Origin of the sequence: Rhizobium sp. PvP014 (genome assembly GCF_017876855.1) — a bacterium.
Classification (GTDB): Bacteria; Pseudomonadota; Alphaproteobacteria; order Rhizobiales; family Rhizobiaceae; genus Neorhizobium; species Neorhizobium soli.
In genome coordinates this window covers 226,986-243,402 of sequence record NZ_JAGIOT010000001.1, presented here as the reverse complement: position 1 = coordinate 243,402, position 16,417 = coordinate 226,986, and the positions used below count along the sequence as shown (strand labels likewise).

At 59.2% G+C, this 16,417-nt stretch carries 14 protein-coding genes; 4 read left to right on the top strand and 10 right to left on the bottom strand.

Annotated features, from left to right (window positions below; translation table 11 throughout):
- Positions 1–63 precede the first annotated feature (63 nt).
- Entirely contained in the window at positions 64–1,500 is a 1,437-nt protein-coding gene (locus J3A65_RS01055; protein ID WP_209898607.1) for an FAD-binding oxidoreductase, read from the top strand.
- Between the two features lie 26 nt (positions 1,501–1,526).
- The gene (locus J3A65_RS01050) at positions 1,527–2,246 is read left to right on the top strand and encodes a FadR/GntR family transcriptional regulator (protein ID WP_209898604.1); all 720 of its coding nucleotides are present in this window, start codon (positions 1,527–1,529) and stop codon (positions 2,244–2,246) included.
- A gap of 55 nt (positions 2,247–2,301) precedes the next feature.
- Here J3A65_RS01050 and J3A65_RS01045 read toward each other — a convergent pair whose 3' ends face one another.
- From J3A65_RS01045 to repA, 10 genes are all read right to left on the bottom strand, one after another.
- On the bottom strand, positions 2,302–3,216 hold the full coding sequence (locus tag J3A65_RS01045) for a TIM barrel protein (protein ID WP_209898601.1): 915 nt from the start codon (positions 3,214–3,216) through the stop codon (positions 2,302–2,304).
- Between the two features lie 14 nt (positions 3,217–3,230).
- Entirely contained in the window at positions 3,231–3,989 is a 759-nt protein-coding gene (locus J3A65_RS01040; RefSeq protein WP_209898598.1) for a glycerophosphodiester phosphodiesterase family protein, read from the bottom strand.
- Between the two features lie 20 nt (positions 3,990–4,009).
- The gene (locus J3A65_RS01035) at positions 4,010–4,891 is read right to left on the bottom strand and encodes an ABC transporter permease (RefSeq protein ID WP_209898595.1); all 882 of its coding nucleotides are present in this window, start codon (positions 4,889–4,891) and stop codon (positions 4,010–4,012) included.
- 14 nt (positions 4,892–4,905) lie between these two features.
- Complete coding sequence (locus J3A65_RS01030; RefSeq protein ID WP_062458560.1) at positions 4,906–5,832, bottom strand: ABC transporter permease; 927 nt, start codon at positions 5,830–5,832, stop codon at positions 4,906–4,908.
- 11 nt (positions 5,833–5,843) lie between these two features.
- Positions 5,844–6,842, bottom strand: a complete 999-nt coding sequence (locus J3A65_RS01025; protein ID WP_209898591.1) for an ABC transporter ATP-binding protein — start codon at positions 6,840–6,842, stop codon at positions 5,844–5,846.
- Entirely contained in the window at positions 6,839–7,852 is a 1,014-nt protein-coding gene (locus tag J3A65_RS01020) for an ABC transporter ATP-binding protein (RefSeq protein WP_209898588.1), read from the bottom strand. Before J3A65_RS01020 ends, J3A65_RS01025 begins: the two co-directional genes overlap by 4 nt.
- A 72-nt stretch (positions 7,853–7,924) precedes the next feature.
- Positions 7,925–9,559, bottom strand: a complete 1,635-nt coding sequence (locus J3A65_RS01015; RefSeq protein WP_209898585.1) for an ABC transporter substrate-binding protein — start codon at positions 9,557–9,559, stop codon at positions 7,925–7,927.
- Between the two features lie 332 nt (positions 9,560–9,891).
- On the bottom strand, positions 9,892–11,220 hold the full coding sequence (repC, locus tag J3A65_RS01010) for a plasmid replication protein RepC (protein ID WP_209898581.1): 1,329 nt from the start codon (positions 11,218–11,220) through the stop codon (positions 9,892–9,894).
- 157 nt (positions 11,221–11,377) lie between these two features.
- Positions 11,378–12,403, bottom strand: a complete 1,026-nt coding sequence (gene repB, locus J3A65_RS01005) for a plasmid partitioning protein RepB (RefSeq protein ID WP_209898578.1) — start codon at positions 12,401–12,403, stop codon at positions 11,378–11,380.
- Positions 12,404–12,406: 3 nt separating this feature from the next.
- Positions 12,407–13,603 (bottom strand): plasmid partitioning protein RepA, encoded by a 1,197-nt coding sequence (gene repA / locus J3A65_RS01000; protein WP_062458574.1) that lies wholly within the window; start codon positions 13,601–13,603, stop codon positions 12,407–12,409.
- 385 nt (positions 13,604–13,988) lie between these two features.
- On the opposite strand from repA, the gene J3A65_RS00995 reads away from it, so the two are divergent.
- Positions 13,989–15,077, top strand: coding sequence for an RHE_PE00001 family protein (locus J3A65_RS00995; RefSeq protein ID WP_209898575.1), 1,089 nt, complete (start codon positions 13,989–13,991; stop codon positions 15,075–15,077).
- A 127-nt stretch (positions 15,078–15,204) separates the two neighbouring features.
- Complete coding sequence (locus tag J3A65_RS00990; protein WP_209898572.1) at positions 15,205–16,407, top strand: mandelate racemase/muconate lactonizing enzyme family protein; 1,203 nt, start codon at positions 15,205–15,207, stop codon at positions 16,405–16,407.
- The last annotated feature ends 10 nt before the right edge of the window (positions 16,408–16,417 follow it).

Below are 16,417 nucleotides of genomic sequence, written 5' to 3'. Positions count from 1 at the left end.
AGAGGTTATCAAGAAGCCGCGCCTTTCCAAAGAGCGGACGGATGAGCCCAAGGGAGAGACACCATGGCATTGGATCTTGAGGATAGCCCGGCCATGTCGCTGACCGCCTCGTTGGGCAGCGACATCGTGATCCGCGACGAGACCGAAATTGCGCGCTACTGCCGCGACTGGCACGGCGACGTTTCCAGCAGCGCCGTTGCAGTTCTCCGGCCGCGCTCGACGCAGGACGTCGCCGCCTGTGTGAAGGCCTGTCACGCGTTGAACCTGGCGATCGTTCCGCAGGGCGGCAATACCGGGCTCGTGCTCGGCGGCATACCGGACGATCCGGTACGCCAGGTCGTCATCAGTCTCGAGCGGATGAACGCGATCCGCAATATCGACGCGGACGATTTTTCCGCCGTCGTCGAGGCCGGGTGCATCCTCTCCGAACTCAAGGACGCGATCGCCGACAAGGCGATGTTCTTTCCGCTTGCGCTTGGTGCACAGGGCAGTTGCCGGATTGGAGGCAACGTCTCGACCAATGCCGGCGGCATCAACGTGCTTCGCTACGGCATGACCCGCGAGCTTGTGCTCGGGCTTGAGGTGGTGCTGCCCGACGGCTCGATCCTCAACGGGCTCTCGACCCTGCGCAAGGACAACCGCGGCATTGACCTCAAGCAGCTGTTCATCGGCGCCGAGGGCACGCTCGGGATCATCACCGCCGTCTCGGTAAAGCTTACCCCCTACCCCGATCAGGTTGCGACTGCGCTGCTCGGCCTTGCCTCACTCGAGGACGTCATTACGCTTTACCGTCGCGCCCGCCGGGATTGCTGCGACCTGATGTCGGCCTTCGAATTCATGCCGCCTCTCGCCTTGACGCTCGCGAGAGAAGCGATCCCCGACCTGCCGTTGCCGATGTCGGGCGATTATCCGGCCTATGTCCTGATGGAGATATCCGGATGCGGCCTTGTCGACATCCAGGACCTGATGGAGCGCTTTCTGGAAGGCGTGATGGAGGACGGTCTCGTCCTCGACGGGACACTCGCATCCTCTCAGGCGCAGGCAAAAAACCTCTGGCTGATCCGCGAGGGCATGAACGAGGGACAGGCAAAGCGGGGCGCGCATATGCGAAGCGATGTCTCCGTGCCACTGTCGCAACTGCCCACCTTCGTCCGTGATGCGGAAGATGCGATCCATGCCGCCCTGCCCGATTGCATCTGCGTGTCCTACGGACATGTCGGCGATGGCAATGTTCATCTCAACTGTTTGCCGCCTTCGGATCTTTCGGCAGCGGACAAAGCTGAACGGATCTATCGATCCAAGACCGTGCTCAACGAGGTGGTGGACCAATATTCCGGCAGCATCAGCGCCGAACACGGCATCGGCCGCCTGAAGCAGATGGATTTCGATACCAGACTGCCCGATGTAAAACGCAGGTTGCTGACTGCGATCAAGCGGGCGATCGATCCCGACCTCGTGATGAACCCGGGATGCCAGTTGAATTTATCGGCAGAGTCGTAGAAATCATCCGGAACAGGAAGGCGGCCTTGGCTTTGACGGATTTCAACCAGATCAGGCGCAACGCGCATCTACCGGCCCGGATCGCCGCGGAAATCGGACGCGAGATCGTCGAGGGACGGATCGCGTCCGGAGAAAAGCTGCCGACCGAACATCTTCTTGCCCAGACATTCGGCGTTAGCCGGTCGGTCGTTCGCGAAGCCATCGCACAGTTGCGCAACGAAGGACTGGTGGAGACACGCCAGGGCGTCGGTGCCTTTGCAACGGAAAAGGATCGTCGCCAGATGATCCGCGTCGAGCCGGCTGACCTCTCCGATCCCGAGAATTTCCGCGACCTGTTCCAGCTGCGTCTCGCGCTCGAAGTCGAGGCGGCGGCGCTTGCGGCCGTCAGCCATACGCCTGATGATCTGAAGCGCCTCGACGAGGTTCTGGCGCAGATGACCGGTGCCGCCAAATGGACCGAGGAAGGCATCGCTGCCGATCTCGCCTTCCATCGCGCTGTCGCGGCCGCGACCCACAATGATTATTTTATCCAGTTCATCGGCTTCATCGCCGAGCGTATCCAGCTCACCATCAACGCCGCGAGGGCGAAGGCGGTGCTGGAGGAGATCGTGGAAGTCACGATCGCAGAACATGTGGCAATCCGCGACGCGATTGCGGCCCGCGACGCGTCCCGTGCCAGAAGCGCCATGCGCGATCATCTCGATGGCGCATCCGGCCGTCTCAATCTGGAACTCACGGTTCCCTAAGGGCGGACCTCAAAAGGCCAGAGCGGGGAAGTGTCCCTCCCCGCCCCTTTCGACGTTATTCTGCCGCGATAGCTGCGGTGCGGTCGTTCAGGGCCATAAGGCCTTTCGCCCGTTCCAGACTTGCAGGCTGTTCGGCATGGTAGCGGCGTCCGATTTCCATCATCAGCACGGTGCCGGGCAGGAAGGTCAGTTCCGAGAAGATATCTTCCCAGTCGATGTCACCCCAGCCGAGCGGCATGTGCAGATCGCCGATGCCGAGCGCAGTGTTTTCCTGCACGTGGAAACCCTTGTAGAAAGCCTGCGGGCGGCCGAAGCTGTCATGAACATGCAGATGGCCGGCGACAGGCGCCATGGCACGCAGTTCCTCGCGGAAGTTCAGGCCGCGATAGGTCGATTCGATATAGGCGTGGCTGAAGTCGATCAGCGCCACGAGGTTTGGATGCCCGACCGTCTTCACCGTTTCGGCGATCTGGGTGGGCGTCTGGCGATACTGGCCGGGCTCCGTGGTGAAGATGTTTTCAAAGGCGACCCGAACACCGTAAGGCTTGCAGAATTCGGCGAGTTCGAACAGCGCTTCGCGTTCGCGGGCGTCGGCTTCGGCGCGCTCGAAGATCTGCTCGGCACGGAGGTTACCGCCGTGCTGGACCAGGATGCCGGCACCGATCCGGTCGCAGATCTGCGCAAGCGCCTTGGCGGCGTCGAGCTGGTAGCGGCAGGTTTCCGGCTCCATGAAGTTGGAGGACACCAGGCCATGAACCGTGTAGCGGAAGTCGAACTGCTTCGTCAGCGCGACGAGGCGTTCTGCGCGTTCTTCGATGATCCGTCCGCCAGCGATTAGATCGAGGCTGGTCAGGCCGAGTTCGACGGTATCGACGCCGATCTCGCTCAGGATGCGAAGTTCCTTTTCTAGGCTTTCAAGTTCTCCATTGGTGGAGCCGGCGTTGAAGCCTGTGCCGATGATGTGGCTCATTGTCGTATTCCTTTTCAGGCAGGTTCGGATTGGATCTGGATCTCGCGTCTCAGCTTGAGCGCGAGGTCCGGGCTGTCGGTGGTCAGGTGACCGATGCCCCGTTCGAGCCAGCGCCGGATCAGCGCCTCGTCGTTCAGGGTCCAGACGCAAAGGCACTCAAGCGGAAGCTTGCCGGTGATAAGCTCCCATTCGGCATCCATCAGTTCGTGATGGACAGCGATGATATCGCCGAGACCGTCGACCTTCTCGAGAAAGAGTTCGAGGCCGCCCTGCTTGTCGGCCCATTCCGCATTGACGGACACGAGGCGCGCAATATCAGGAGCAATGCGCTGGCATTCCTCGAGAACGGAGAGGTCGAAGGAGGTCAGATGGCAGCGATCTGCCAGACCGAACCGCTCGATCTCCGCGACGACTTTTTCCGCAATGCCCGGATAGGGCTGCTTTGCTTCGTCGGACTTGATTTCGACATGCAGCTGCTTGCCCTCGGATTTCGAAAGGACGGCAAGGACGTCGGCCAGCGTCGGCACCGTGTCATCAGAACCGTCGAGATGCGTTTCGCCGCGCATGTCCGGTGTCAGCAAGCGGACCGGGCCGGTCTTGTCCGTCGTGCGATCGAGCGTCGCGTCGTGGATGACGACCAGTTCGCCGGCATCGGTCAGATGCACGTCGAATTCGATCGCATCCACACCGAGATCCAGCACGTTGCGAAAGCCGGTCATGGAGTTTTCAGGCCAGAGATTGCGGGCTCCCCGGTGGCCGGTGATCTTCGTCATTGTGGGCTCCTCAGATGTGATCAGCGAAGTGTCGGGTCGAGCTTGTCGCGCAGCCAGTCGCCGACGAGCGAGATGGAAAGTGTCGTCACCATGATGACGAAGGCCGGCGCCAGCATGATCCACGGCGCCCGTGTCAGGTATTCGCGGCCGAAGCCGACCATGTTGCCAAGGCTGGTTTCCGGCGGCTGCACACCGAGCCCCAAAAACGAGAGCCCGCTCTCCATCAGGATGATTTCCGGAAAGGTCAGCGTCATCGAGACGATCAGCGTCGAGGCCACGTTCGGCAGGATGTGGTGAAGATAGACGCGTCCAGGCGTAGCACCGAGCTGCACAACGGCAGACGCATAGCCTTGCGCGCTGGCCAAAATCGCGAGACCTCGGGCGATGCGGGCATAGCGTTCCCAGCCATAAAAACCCATCAAACCAATCAAAAGCGGCATCGACGAACCGAAGAAGGCAAGCACGGCGAGCGACATGATCAGGAACGGAAGGGCCGCCTGGAAATCGGCGAGAACGAGGACAAGATGCTCGACCGCGCCCCGAAACTTTGCCGCGGCAAAGCCGAGCACGGTACCGAACACGGCGGAGATGATCGTTGCACCAAAGGCGATCGCCAGCGACACACGGATCGACTGAAGCAGGCGCGACAGGACATCGCGCCCCAGCTCATCCGTACCCAGCAGATGCGCGGGATTGCCCGGCAGCGACAGACGGGCGCGCAGATCCATGGCGGTAATGCCATAGGGGCGGATGACATCTGCGAACACTGCAACCAGGACCATCCCGATCAGCCAGACGATGCCGAAGGAAACGGAGAACGGAACCTTGCGGACCTGCTTGATGAAGCGGGTGAAGAGAGACAGGTTGGGCGATTGTGGGCGGGCGATATCAGTAACAGTCATGACCGGCCTCCTCTCTAGTGAGCGCTCTGGGCGCGAAGCCGTGGATCGAGAAAGCCGTAAAGCAGGTCGACGATAAGGTTCGACACGACCATGGTTGCGGCGACCAGGAGCAGGATGCACTGGACCACAGCGAGATCCCGGTTGCTGACCGAGACGACCAGCAGGCGACCGATGCCGGGCCAGGAGAAGATCGATTCCACCACGACCGCGCCGGCGATCAACGTGCCGACCATGAACCCGACGATGGTGACGATGGGAACTGCCGCATTCGGCAGCGCATGCTTCCAGACGACATCCTGCCACTTCATCCCCTTGGCAGATGCCGTGCGGATATAGGGCTGGCCCATCACCTCGATCATCGCACTTCTCGAAAAGCGCGCGAGAATGCCGATACCGCCGATGCTCATCGTCAGCGTCGGCAGGATGCCGTGCTGCCACGTGTCCTGCCCACCGGATGGAAGCAGCCCGAGCGTGATCGAAAAGATCAGCACCAGAAGCAGGCCCATGACGAAGGACGGAATGGTGAAGCCGAAAATGGCAGCCAGAATAACGCCGCGATCGATCGCGCTCTGGCGATGCAGGGCCGCATAGACGCCGGCCGGGATGCCGATCACGACCTTCAGGAACAGCGCCGGGATCGTTAGTTGCAGGGTTGCCGGAATGCGCTCGATCACCAGCTGCATGGCGGAGGCCTTGTCACGCATGGAGACGCCGAAATCGCCGGTGAAGATCGCCCGGATATAGGAGAGGTACTGGATCCACAGCGGCTGATCGAGGCCCCAGGCCTTGCGGAAGGCATCGACGGATTCTTGCGGAACATCGGGACCAAGCATGACCTGGGCCGGATCACCCGACAGCCGCAACACGACGAAGGCAAAGGTGATGACGGCAAGGATGGTGATGAGCGCGCGAAGGAGACGGATGGAAGCGAAACGAAACATCAGGAATTCCTTTAGGCCGCGACCGACGTCTCGGCGCGGGTCACCATATGACAGGCCGCGGTTCGGCCGTCGGCAACCGACAGAAGCTTCGGCACGCTGGTACGGCAGATATCGGCGGCAAGCGGGCAGCGGGGATGGAAGGCACAGCCGGATGGGCGGTTGGCAGGGTTCGGCGGCTCTCCCTGCAGGATGACGCGGCCTTGAAGCAGCTTGCCCGGCACCGGCACACTGGAAACCAGCGCCTTGGTATAGGGATGCAGCGGCGTCTTGAAGATGACGTCCGAGGATGCTTCTTCGACGATGCGACCGAGATACATGACGGCGACGCGATCAGCGATATTGCGGACCACTTTCAGATCATGGCTGATGAACACCATGGCGATGTGGTTTTTCTCCTGCAGGTCGCGCAGCATGTTGACCACTTGCGCCTGGATCGACACGTCGAGCGCCGAAACTGGTTCGTCGCAAACCAGAAGCTTCGGCCGCGACGCAAGCGCCCTCGCGATGACGGCGCGCTGACGCTGACCGCCCGAAAGCTCATGCGGATAGCGACCCGCCTGATCGGGTCTCAGACCCACAGCCGACATCAACTCGGCGACGCGCGTTTCCCGATGGGGCTTCGGCACGAGATTGTGGATGGCGAGCGGCTCGCCGATCTGCTCGGAAATCGTCAGACGGCGGTCGAGCGCTGCCAGCGGATCCTGATAGACGAACTGCATTTTTGCGCGCAATGCACGCCATTCCGGCGTTGCGAGCTTCGGCATCGGTTTGCCTTCGAAGAGAGCCTGCCCTTCCTGCGGCGGATCGATGCCGAGCAGCATGCGGCCGAGCGTCGACTTGCCGGATCCGGATTCACCGACGATGCCGAGCGTCTCTCCCGGCATGACCTTCAGATCAATGCCATCAACGGCGCGCACCGGTGTCGCGCGTCCGAACATGCCCTGGCGAACCTCGTAGGTTCGGACCAGACCTTTCGCTTCGATGAGCGGCGTTTTGAAACGGTCGTTCATGACAGCGGCTCCAGAACGCGTGCCTCGACGGGATGCGTGACGCCGATCGGAGGATGGGAACCGACGGGATGGTGACAGGACAGAAGCCGCCCATCATCCGTGGACTGAAGAGCCGGCATGCGGGTCCGACAGTCGATTGCGGCATGCGAACAGCGCGGCGAGAAAGCGCAGCCTTCCGGCAGGTCGCGTGGATTGGGAACCGTGCCGGGAATGGGGATCAATCGGTCGCGCGGACCATCCAGACGCGGAATGGCATCGAAGAGACCGCGCGTGTAAGGATGGCGCGGGTTGTCGAACAGGGCCTGGATCGTCCCCTGCTCCACGATACGGCCGGCATACATGACGCAGGCGCGCTCGCAGACCTGCGAGACGGCGCCGAGATCATGGCTGATAAAGATCGTCGCCATGCCGGTTTCGGCGCGCAACGCGATGAGAAGATCAAGGATCTGGGCCTGGATCGTCGCGTCGAGAGCCGTTGTCGGCTCGTCGGCAACGAGAAGATCGGGTTCGCCGGCAAGGGCCATGGCGATCATGACGCGCTGACACTGGCCGCCGGAGAATTCGTGTGGAAAGAGATCGATGCGCCGGCGTGCATCCGGAATGCCGACCATGTCGAGCAGCCGCAGCGCTTCGGCTTTTGCCGCCTCCCCGTGAAGGCCGCGATGGATCGCCAGTGCTTCTGTGATCTGGCGACCGACGCGCAGAACCGGATTGAGCGAGCTGGACGGATCCTGAAAGATCATTGCGATCCGCTTGCCGCGTACGCCTTCGAGCACGTGTCGTGGCTGTGCGAGGATTTCCTGTCCGTCGACGCGGACTGATCCGCTGACCGTTGCTTTTCCGGGCAAAAGCCCGAGTGCCGCGAGCCAGGTGACGGACTTGCCGCATCCGGATTCACCCACAAGGCCGATCGCCTCTCCGCGGGCGATATCGAGATCGATACCATGCAGTACCTGAACGCCGTCGAAAGCGACCTTCAGGCCGCGCAGTTCCACAAGGTTTTTCACCATGGAACGCACCTCCATTTTATAAGCAGATGCGCCGGCCGCGATTTTCGCGGCCGGCGTGAGACATCAGAACGATCAGGCGTTCCAGTTGGCTGTACGGAAGTCCATGGCGAAGGCAGGTGCTGCCTTCCACTTCAGAGACTTCTTCATGCCGGTAAAGACGGCGTTCTGGTGCAGGACCTGATAGGCCGGGTCTTCGCGCTCGCAGATTTCCAGCATACGGGCAAAAGCCTTGTGGCGCTGGGCGCGGTCGGTCGAGGTTTCCATGATGACGGAAAGCTTGTTGACCTCCTCGTTCGTCCAGTCCTTCTTCTGCTGCGCTTCGCCGTTTGGTCCGAACTGGACGACGAGTGGCGTGATCGGATCGTTGATCGAGTTGGAAGCCGACCAGTCGCGCACACCCTTGACACCTGCAGGATCGTGGATCTGTGCCCAGTTTTCCTTCATCTGGATCTCGACGTTGAGGCCAACCTGCTTCCACATCTCGACCATGATCTGCGCGTTTGCAGTCTGGTTGGTGTAGTAGTTGTTGAGAAGGCGATACGGGATCGCGTCGCCCTTGTAGTTGGCTTCCTTGAGAAGCTTCTTAGCAAGATCGGGGTTGAATTCCGGAGCAGCCCAGCCTTCGACATACATGTTGGATGTTTTGAAGGAGTCGAACTGAAGGCCGGCTGGAACAACAGTCTGTCCAGCCCACAGTGCTTCCACGATCGCCTGACGGTCGATCGAATGCGTCATCGCGCGACGGACCAGCGGGTTGGCAAGAACCGGGTTCTGCGTGTTGAACGTGGAAATGCGGTGGTTCCAGATGGTCGAGCTCTGCACTTCGAGGCCCGGAGCGGCCTTGATTGCGGAGATCTGATCCGGCGGCAGGTCGCAGGCGAAGTCGTATTCACCGGAGAGCAGGCCGTTGACGCGGGAAGCGACTTCCGGAACCTCGACGAAGCGGATGTGCTGCAGCGGCGGACGGCCACCCCAGTATTCATCGAACGCAACGAGCGTCAGTGACACGTCGGGTTTGAATTCCGAGACCATGTAAGGACCGGTCGTGACCGGCTTGCGAGCCCAATCCGTATAGCTCTTGGCTTCGTCCCAGGCGCGGCGGTTGGTGATCTGGCTGCCGAAGGAATAAAGGCGGCCTTCCAGCGTGATGTCGGGCGTTGCATTGTGGAAACGCACGGTGTGCTTGTCGACGACTTCGACACCGGCCAGTGCCGGCCAGAGGCGACGAGCGACACCGGGAACGATCGCCGGCAGTTCCTTGACCGTGGTCGGCTTGTTGTCGGCTTCAAAGACGGTCTTGCCGCCCTTCGGCTCGGTGTTACCAAACAGGCGTTCCTTGGAGAAGGAGAACGCAACATCTTCAGCGGTCAGTTCGTCGCCGTTGTGGAATTTCACGCCCTGACGCAGCTTCAGTTCGAGCGTCTTGTCGTCGATGCGCTTCCATTCGGTCGCGAGGCTAGCAACAGGCCCCTGATTGCCCATCCAGTCGCGGCCGATCAGGCCTTCCCAGAGGTTGGGGAAGAACACGCGTTCGCCAACGTTCGACTGTTCGTTCCAGACATCAAGCGTGTTGTTGTTGGTAATCTTCTGAACGGCAATCGTCACCGATGGGCGTGTCGACTGGCTGAAAGACATGCGTGGAAGGACAATGGTGCCGGTTGCGGCTGACATCAGCCCCAGAGCATGGCGACGGTTGATAGAAAGCATTGGATCTCTCCTGTGGGCGAGTGAATGCATTCACGGAAAACACAAGGGGTTCCGCGTCAGATGCCACTCGAAATCGACAAACAAATTTGAGCCGGCTGGCCGCGTGTTTCGGGAGGACCTCAACCGCGCCGCTGACTTGGCGTAGCTCTAGGGGACCAATGTTACGCGGATGTGACGTTTGCCTGTGTGTTCGATTTACACTCGTTGACGCGATCTCCAGACGCGCTGGCCGTCAGGAAGGAGAGGTTTCTCTTTGTTTCACAAACTCCGAACGATGGTTCCGCGGACCTCTTTGTCGACGGTGATCGACCGGAAATTCCCCGGTGTCATCATCAGCAAACCCAAGCGGTTTTGGTCGGGCCTTGTCGGGGTGAGGTCGTGCTTGGGTATGTTTCAGGCTTCGATCGACTGCCTCTCATCAGAGCCATCAGCATCGGCGCGGTCGCGAATTCACCCTTCTCTGCCCGGCGTGTCAGGTCTCTCAGATAGCCTCCAGCAGACGTGATATGCTCAGAGCGTTCGAGCATGCAGGCAAGCACTGTTGCGGCGTTCTCAGGCCCCATCACGATTGCTGCGCGTTCATAGACAGCTGGCGTGATGTCGAGAGTGGAACGAACAACATAGGCTGCCGTAATCAGATCCCTCCAGGACGCGATCCCACCTCTTGGCCCATAATCGTTGATCTGGGTGCAGGCTTGCAGGACGAATGGGAGTGGTAGAGCTTTGTGTGTGGTGATCGAGCTCAAACAAGGGCGCTTTTGTCGAGTATCGCGTTGATCGTCAATCTCTTCGATTGCTGTGCCGTTCGCCAAAGTGTGTTCCGGTGCTTGTTCGGTTGAAAGCCCTTTCGACACTGGTTCAGATTCAGGAATGATATTTGTTTTTGAATCCTGTATGTGGCGCTCACTTTGAGATTCATTGGCGCTCATCTCTGGTGATTTCATATTTAATTTCAATTGGTTGACGACGTCTTCACGAAGTACCGAGAGTTTTGTGAGGAGCGGCTCTGCGATATCGAGAGTGAGGACGCGCGGAATTGCCTGTAGGACGCATTGAAGATTTGTCTGTGCCTGCTCCCAGTCACCGGAAATCTTTTCATCCACGGCAAAAGTAATCAGCTTTGCGAGATCTCTTCGGCAAAGAGTAATTCTCTCTTTTGCAGCCTTGAGTTGTTCACGGCTAAGAGCGATCTCCGCTGCCATCGTTTCGATCTCTCGTGCGCGTGCCAGAAGTGGTGCGAGACTGAAGCCGAAAGCATCATCGAGTTTGCCACCTGAACTGCGGCGCGCATAGCGTTTGCCGTTCGGGCTGTCCTTGCGCAGGATTAGTCCGGTTTCCACTAGCACCGAGAGATGGCGCCGAAGTGTTGCCGGTGCCATTCCACGCGCTCGAAGCGACAACTGGGCATTGGACGGGAAGACGACGAGATTGCCATCTTCGCTAAGTTCATCGCCCGGATAGAAGGTCAGGAGCGCGTCGAGCACAGTCAGTGCCCGGTCACTGATCCCGAGGGACGACCTTGATTCGCAGATCGATCGAAACAGTTTCCACTTCGATCTCTTGATTCCGGATGTGATTTCGCTGGCTTTTTGTTGGTTTGCCAACAGTCCATACGACATCGCCCGCCGCCCAAAGGGCGTCGTTACAGTTCCACTCTCCATTTTCTCTCACCTTTTTTCAGGCAAAAGAAAGCCGCTCACCGAAACGGTGCCAAAGACTCTTGACTGTGATTCATGGAAGTGCGATTCTCGATCTTGCTAGAAATCGGAGAGAGGCTTCCACGACCTTGGTCGTTCGGGGGCCTTTTTCTTTTGCTGATCAAACTCCCTTGTTGCGTTTATATTCTGCGAAAAGCTCTGTGAGCCGTTCGCTGACGAAGTCGTCAAAACCCGGCGCGCTTTTCGCATCGAACACGAATGTCGACCGGTTTCCCGATTTGCGCATGACGACCGGCAGACCGCTCAGCTGTGCTTGAGCCGGCTTGCCACTATCTTCAGGTTTCACGGACAACTGTGTAAACGCGAGCTGGAAACGCTCGTCGCTTGTCTTTCCCTCTGCCCTGCCCTTCTGAAGGGACGAGAGCAGCCTTGGAATGTTTCCGGCATTGAGCTTTTCCGACAGCTCCGTCCACCGCCTGCGGCCAACCTCAGGTGCCGGACCGATCGCATCGATGATTTCCATCGGAATCGCCCGGACCAGGCTGATCATTTTTGACAAGGCTGCCTTGTCGACGCCAAGTGCTGCCATGATGATATCGCGCGTGAACGAACGATCCTCGAGACGGGTGGCGAACATGGCGCGTTCGATATGCGAGAGGTTCGTGCGGGCGTTGTTTTCCTGACCCTGGCTGACGACCAGCTGGTCATCGGTCAGAACGCGGACAACCGCCTTGACCTTGAGGCCCAGCTGTCGGACGGCTGCAAGTCGGCGGTGACCGTAGGCGACCTGGAACCTGCCCGACTGGTCGGGATGAGGCCGCACGAGGATCGGCACCTGCTGTCCATGCTCGCGAACCTGCTCGACCAGTTGGGAAAGCGCTTCGCCATCGATCAGCATACGGTCGGAAACAAAGGAACTGTCGATCAGCGATGGATCCAGTTCAACGACGGAAAGCCCTTCCGAAAGCTGCCGCTCGAGATCCTGCGCCCTTTCCATCTTCTGCGTGATGCTGCCAAGCGTTCTCGTGATGCCACCAACTGGGACACCGCTGCGCACGGCCGGTGCCATTCCGGCCAATGGACGTGACGATTGAGCAGCCGGGGGTGCGGCAGGTGTCGGCGCTGGTGCTGAACTGTTGTCCGGCGCCGGAGGCTCGAAGATGCCGATCAGGTTTTTACGTGCCATCTGTTAGCGCCTCCCCCACACGGACCGGATCAATTCTTCAATCTCGAGGTTCACGGCATTGAGCGAATCCATCGCGCGGTCGTAAGTGCCTCGCGTGAACTGATTGCGCTCGACCTCATACAGTGTCTGTTTCGTGACGCCGGCATCGGAGATCGCTGTCGACTTCAACATGGCGTTGTGAAGCATACGATTGCCGAAGATGGCGCGCATAAAGCCCGTCATCTGGCTCTGTGGGCCGTCATTGGGTTCAAACCGCGTCACAAGATAACGCATCCAGTCATAGCTTGTCCGCCCCCCTGCCCGCTCAACAACCGACATCAGTTCGCTGGTCATCGAGAGAAACTGCGACATCGACATGACGTCGAGCATTTGCGGGTGAACGGTAATCAAGGTCGATGTCGAGGCGCAAAGCGCCGACATGGTCAGGAAGCCGAGCTGCGGCGGGCAATCGATGACGACGACATCGTAAAGGTCTTCAATATCGGCAAGAACTTCGCCGATGCGGGCAAAGAACATCGTCGCAACCTGTCCCGACGCCATGGCCTTTGGTGTTTCGTGCTCGAACTCCATCAGCTCGAGGTTGCCCGGCAGGATATGCAGGTTCGGTGTGTAGGTGGAGCGGACAATTTCCGAAATAGGGCGCGGATCCTCATAGCGGATCGCACCATAGAGCGTCTCGCCTTCGCCCACATCGAGCTCGGGTTGATGCCCGAACAACGCCGACAGAGACGCCTGCGGATCGAGATCGATCGCGAGCGTCTTATAACCACGAAGGGCAAGATACTGGGAGAGATGCGCGGACGTCGTCGTCTTGCCGCTTCCGCCCTTGAAGTTCATGACGGAAATGACCTGCAGCTTTTCGCCAGGACGGCGGGCCGGTACGTATTTCGCCACGCCGTTCTTTTCGTCGAGAACCTGACGAATACGATCCATGTCGGTCGGAAGATAAACACGCCGACCGTTCGCCAGCGGCTCGGGTCCGTATCCTTCTGCGGCAACCTGACGGAGATAGCCTTCTCCGATGCCGATGAAGCTCGCGGCTTCGGCTGGCTGGAAGGGCCGGATCGTCTTTTGAGATGTCGGTGCGAAGATTTTCGCTTGATGCATCTGAAGTTGATGCGCAAGCTCCTGGGCATCTGTTGCCAGAGTCGTTGGCAAGTGCTCCTGAGGTTCGTCGACTTTCAAGCTTGGCTGCGGCATCTTTCTCTCCAACTGCGCAATTGGCGAAGTTCTTCGGAAAACTGCGCAGTTGAATATGCCCCGATTCGCACGATTTGTACAAATGATTCAATGCAAATGAATTTTGCGCCTGTGGAGAGCAAAAGTCGCGCTCGTTGTCCGCGGACAACGAGAAGTGGGGCAGGGGTAAGGTATCAGATTTTGCTGAGTGGATCGCTAAACGTTTGCCATCTTTAACTTGTCTATAAGTGTTTATGGTGCTTGCTTATCATCATACAGATGCTAGCTTGATCCATCACGCCAGAAACTAAACGGTTCCATCTCACGGATGCATCCATCTTGTGTCCGGTAGCGAAACCGAACGTGACGCTAGCTTTCACAACGGCATTGAACTATAACGCTTTCAATGCGTTACGATCTCTCGAAAATAGACTTTGGTGAGTTGTTCGGACCGATCTCCGCAGCGACAGCCGGCGTTGTACGACTCGATGAGCGGATCGCTAGTTCCCCCGTACGGCAAGGCTGGATCGGTCGCGCCCAATTCTCGGACGCCTGCTCGTCCCTGTGGATCGACGGGGAACTTGTCCATATCGAAGACCTTGTTCTTCATGACGCAGGGATGGCAGTTCGAGCCTCCACTCACGAATTGACAGTTGCCCATGACGTACTGCGAACGCGTCGGCGAATTGCGGCGAGCGAACCGGAATGGGCATTGAGCGCCGTTGGTCTTGCTGCGCTGAGGTCCGGTCGTCATGACGAGGCTCAAGACATTGAGATCAAGGCGGCACCGAGAGGTCCCGCAACGATCTCGCGTGTCGATGATTTCGAGGATCCCTTAGCAGCTATCGATGCTGTTCTCGCGCGAAGCCAGGCGTTGCTTGCGGACGCCGTAAGCGTTCGTGCGATGAAGATACCAGGCCGGGACGCTCTCATCTATGACGAGGACTGGGACGAGGACGCTCGTCTGTCGGAATGGCGGGTGGTGTTGGACGAAACGCAGTCCATGCCGCCCCTCCTCAGGGCCGCCGTTGCGTGGGACGCTTGGTCTAACCTGCAGGTGTCGAAGCATGCGCCATGGCTTGGACGTTTGCTGGCGAGCGCGGTGTTGCGCGAAGCCGGGTTAACCGAAACGCAGTTGTCCGCGGTCAACTTCGGTCTCCGGCAGGTGTCGCGGGAGCGCAGAATGAGCAGGAACCGCATGGTGAGGCTTCTCGCTTTCACGGAAGCAATTGCGCTCGCGTCGGAGCATGGCATGAAAGAGCACCAGCGGTTGTTGCTTGCTAAGCAGCAACTCGAGCGCCGTCTGGTGGGTCGGCGACAGTCGTCGCGGCTTCCCCAGCTAATCGAACTTGTCTTATCGCGCCCGCTTGTTTCGAGCGGGATGATTGCCGACGCACTGGAGATAACCCCGCAGGGCGCGCTGAAAATTGCTGCTGAACTCAATCTTCGTGAATTTACCGGGCGAGGGCGCTTTCGCGCCTGGGGAATACTTTGATCTGACGGGTTAACGCGTTGCAAATAAAGACAAAAGCGAACTGAAACGAGTGTTCCCGGCCTTTCTATCGTCCAAACGATCCCCTAATGATGAGGGTATGTCGTGGAGGACATTAAGGGAGGTATCAATGAAGATCACGAAACTCGAAACCGTGCGAGTTGCAGAGCGCGCAAACCTGATCTGGGTTCTGGTTCATACGGATGAAGGCCTGACCGGTCTCGGCGAGACGTTCTTCGGGGCAGAGACGGTCGAAAGCTACATTCACGAATATGTTGCACCGCGGGTGCTCGGCCGCGATCCGCTTGCCATCGATCTTCTCGCACAGGACCTCGTGGGCTATGTCGGGTTCCGATCCTCGGGTGCCGAGGTGCGTGGCAACTCGGCTTTCGACATCGCGTTGTGGGATCTGTTCGGGAAGGTCACGGGCCAGCCGATCGCGCAGTTGTTGGGCGGCTTCAGCCGCAAGGAAATCCGCACCTACAATACCTGCGCCGGCACCGAGTATATCAAGAAATCCACTGGCCAGACCACGGGCAACTATGGCCTGTCGACCGGCTCGGACTACGACGATCTCAACGGGTTTCTCAACCGGGCGGACGAATTGGCACATTCGCTGCTGGCGGAGGGGATCACGGCGATGAAGATCTGGCCCTTCGATGCCGCCGCCGAAAAGACGAGGGGACAGTATATTTCACCTTCCGATCTCAATGCAGCGCTTCAGCCATTCGAAAACATCCGCAACGCTGTCGGCGACAAGATCGACATCATGGTGGAGTTTCACTCCATGTGGCAGCTCCTGCCAGCGATGCAGATCGCCAAGGCGCTAACGCCCTACAGCACGTTCTGGCATGAAGACCCGATCAAGATGGATAGCCTTTCGAGTCTGCGTCGTTATGCCGACGTATCGCCCGCACCAATCTCGGCATCTGAGACCTTGGCAACGCGCTGGGGTTTTCGGGATTATCTCGAAACGGGTGTCGCCGGCATCGTCATGCTGGACATCTCCTGGTGCGGCGGCCTTTCGGAAGCACGCAAGATTGCATCGATGGCGGAGGCTTGGCATTTGCCGATCGCTCCGCACGATTGCACAGGCCCGGTTGTCCTCGGCGCATCGACGCACCTGTCGCTTAACGCACCCAATGCGCTGGTGCAGGAAAGTGTGCGCGCCTTCTACAAGACGTGGTACCGCGATCTCGTCACCGCACTGCCTGAGGTGAAGAACGGCATGATCACGGTTCCGCCTGGTCCTGGCCTCGGAATGGACCTCAATCCAGACCTGGACAAGGTCTTCACCGTAACACGGCGTTTCTCAAACCTCGCAGACATGTAGGGCATCGCGG

Bases quoted from the DNA above. Each gene is read 5' to 3' on its own strand.
- J3A65_RS01020 (WP_209898588.1), bottom strand. From the start codon at position 7,852: ATGGTGAAAAACCTTGTGGAACTGCGCGGCCTGAAGGTCGCTTTCGAC.
- J3A65_RS01015 (WP_209898585.1), bottom strand. From the start codon at position 9,559: ATGCTTTCTATCAACCGTCGCCATGCTCTGGGGCTGATGTCAGCCGCA.
- J3A65_RS01055 (WP_209898607.1), top strand. From the start codon at position 64: ATGGCATTGGATCTTGAGGATAGCCCGGCCATGTCGCTGACCGCCTCG.
- J3A65_RS01025 (WP_209898591.1), bottom strand. From the start codon at position 6,842: ATGAACGACCGTTTCAAAACGCCGCTCATCGAAGCGAAAGGTCTGGTC.
- J3A65_RS01035 (WP_209898595.1), bottom strand. From the start codon at position 4,891: ATGACTGTTACTGATATCGCCCGCCCACAATCGCCCAACCTGTCTCTC.
- J3A65_RS01030 (WP_062458560.1), bottom strand. From the start codon at position 5,832: ATGTTTCGTTTCGCTTCCATCCGTCTCCTTCGCGCGCTCATCACCATC.
- repC (WP_209898581.1), bottom strand. From the start codon at position 11,220: ATGGAGAGTGGAACTGTAACGACGCCCTTTGGGCGGCGGGCGATGTCG.
- repB (WP_209898578.1), bottom strand. From the start codon at position 12,403: ATGGCACGTAAAAACCTGATCGGCATCTTCGAGCCTCCGGCGCCGGAC.
- J3A65_RS01040 (WP_209898598.1), bottom strand. From the start codon at position 3,989: ATGACGAAGATCACCGGCCACCGGGGAGCCCGCAATCTCTGGCCTGAA.
- J3A65_RS00995 (WP_209898575.1), top strand. From the start codon at position 13,989: ATGCGTTACGATCTCTCGAAAATAGACTTTGGTGAGTTGTTCGGACCG.
- J3A65_RS00990 (WP_209898572.1), top strand. From the start codon at position 15,205: ATGAAGATCACGAAACTCGAAACCGTGCGAGTTGCAGAGCGCGCAAAC.
- J3A65_RS01045 (WP_209898601.1), bottom strand. From the start codon at position 3,216: ATGAGCCACATCATCGGCACAGGCTTCAACGCCGGCTCCACCAATGGA.
- repA (WP_062458574.1), bottom strand. From the start codon at position 13,603: ATGCCGCAGCCAAGCTTGAAAGTCGACGAACCTCAGGAGCACTTGCCA.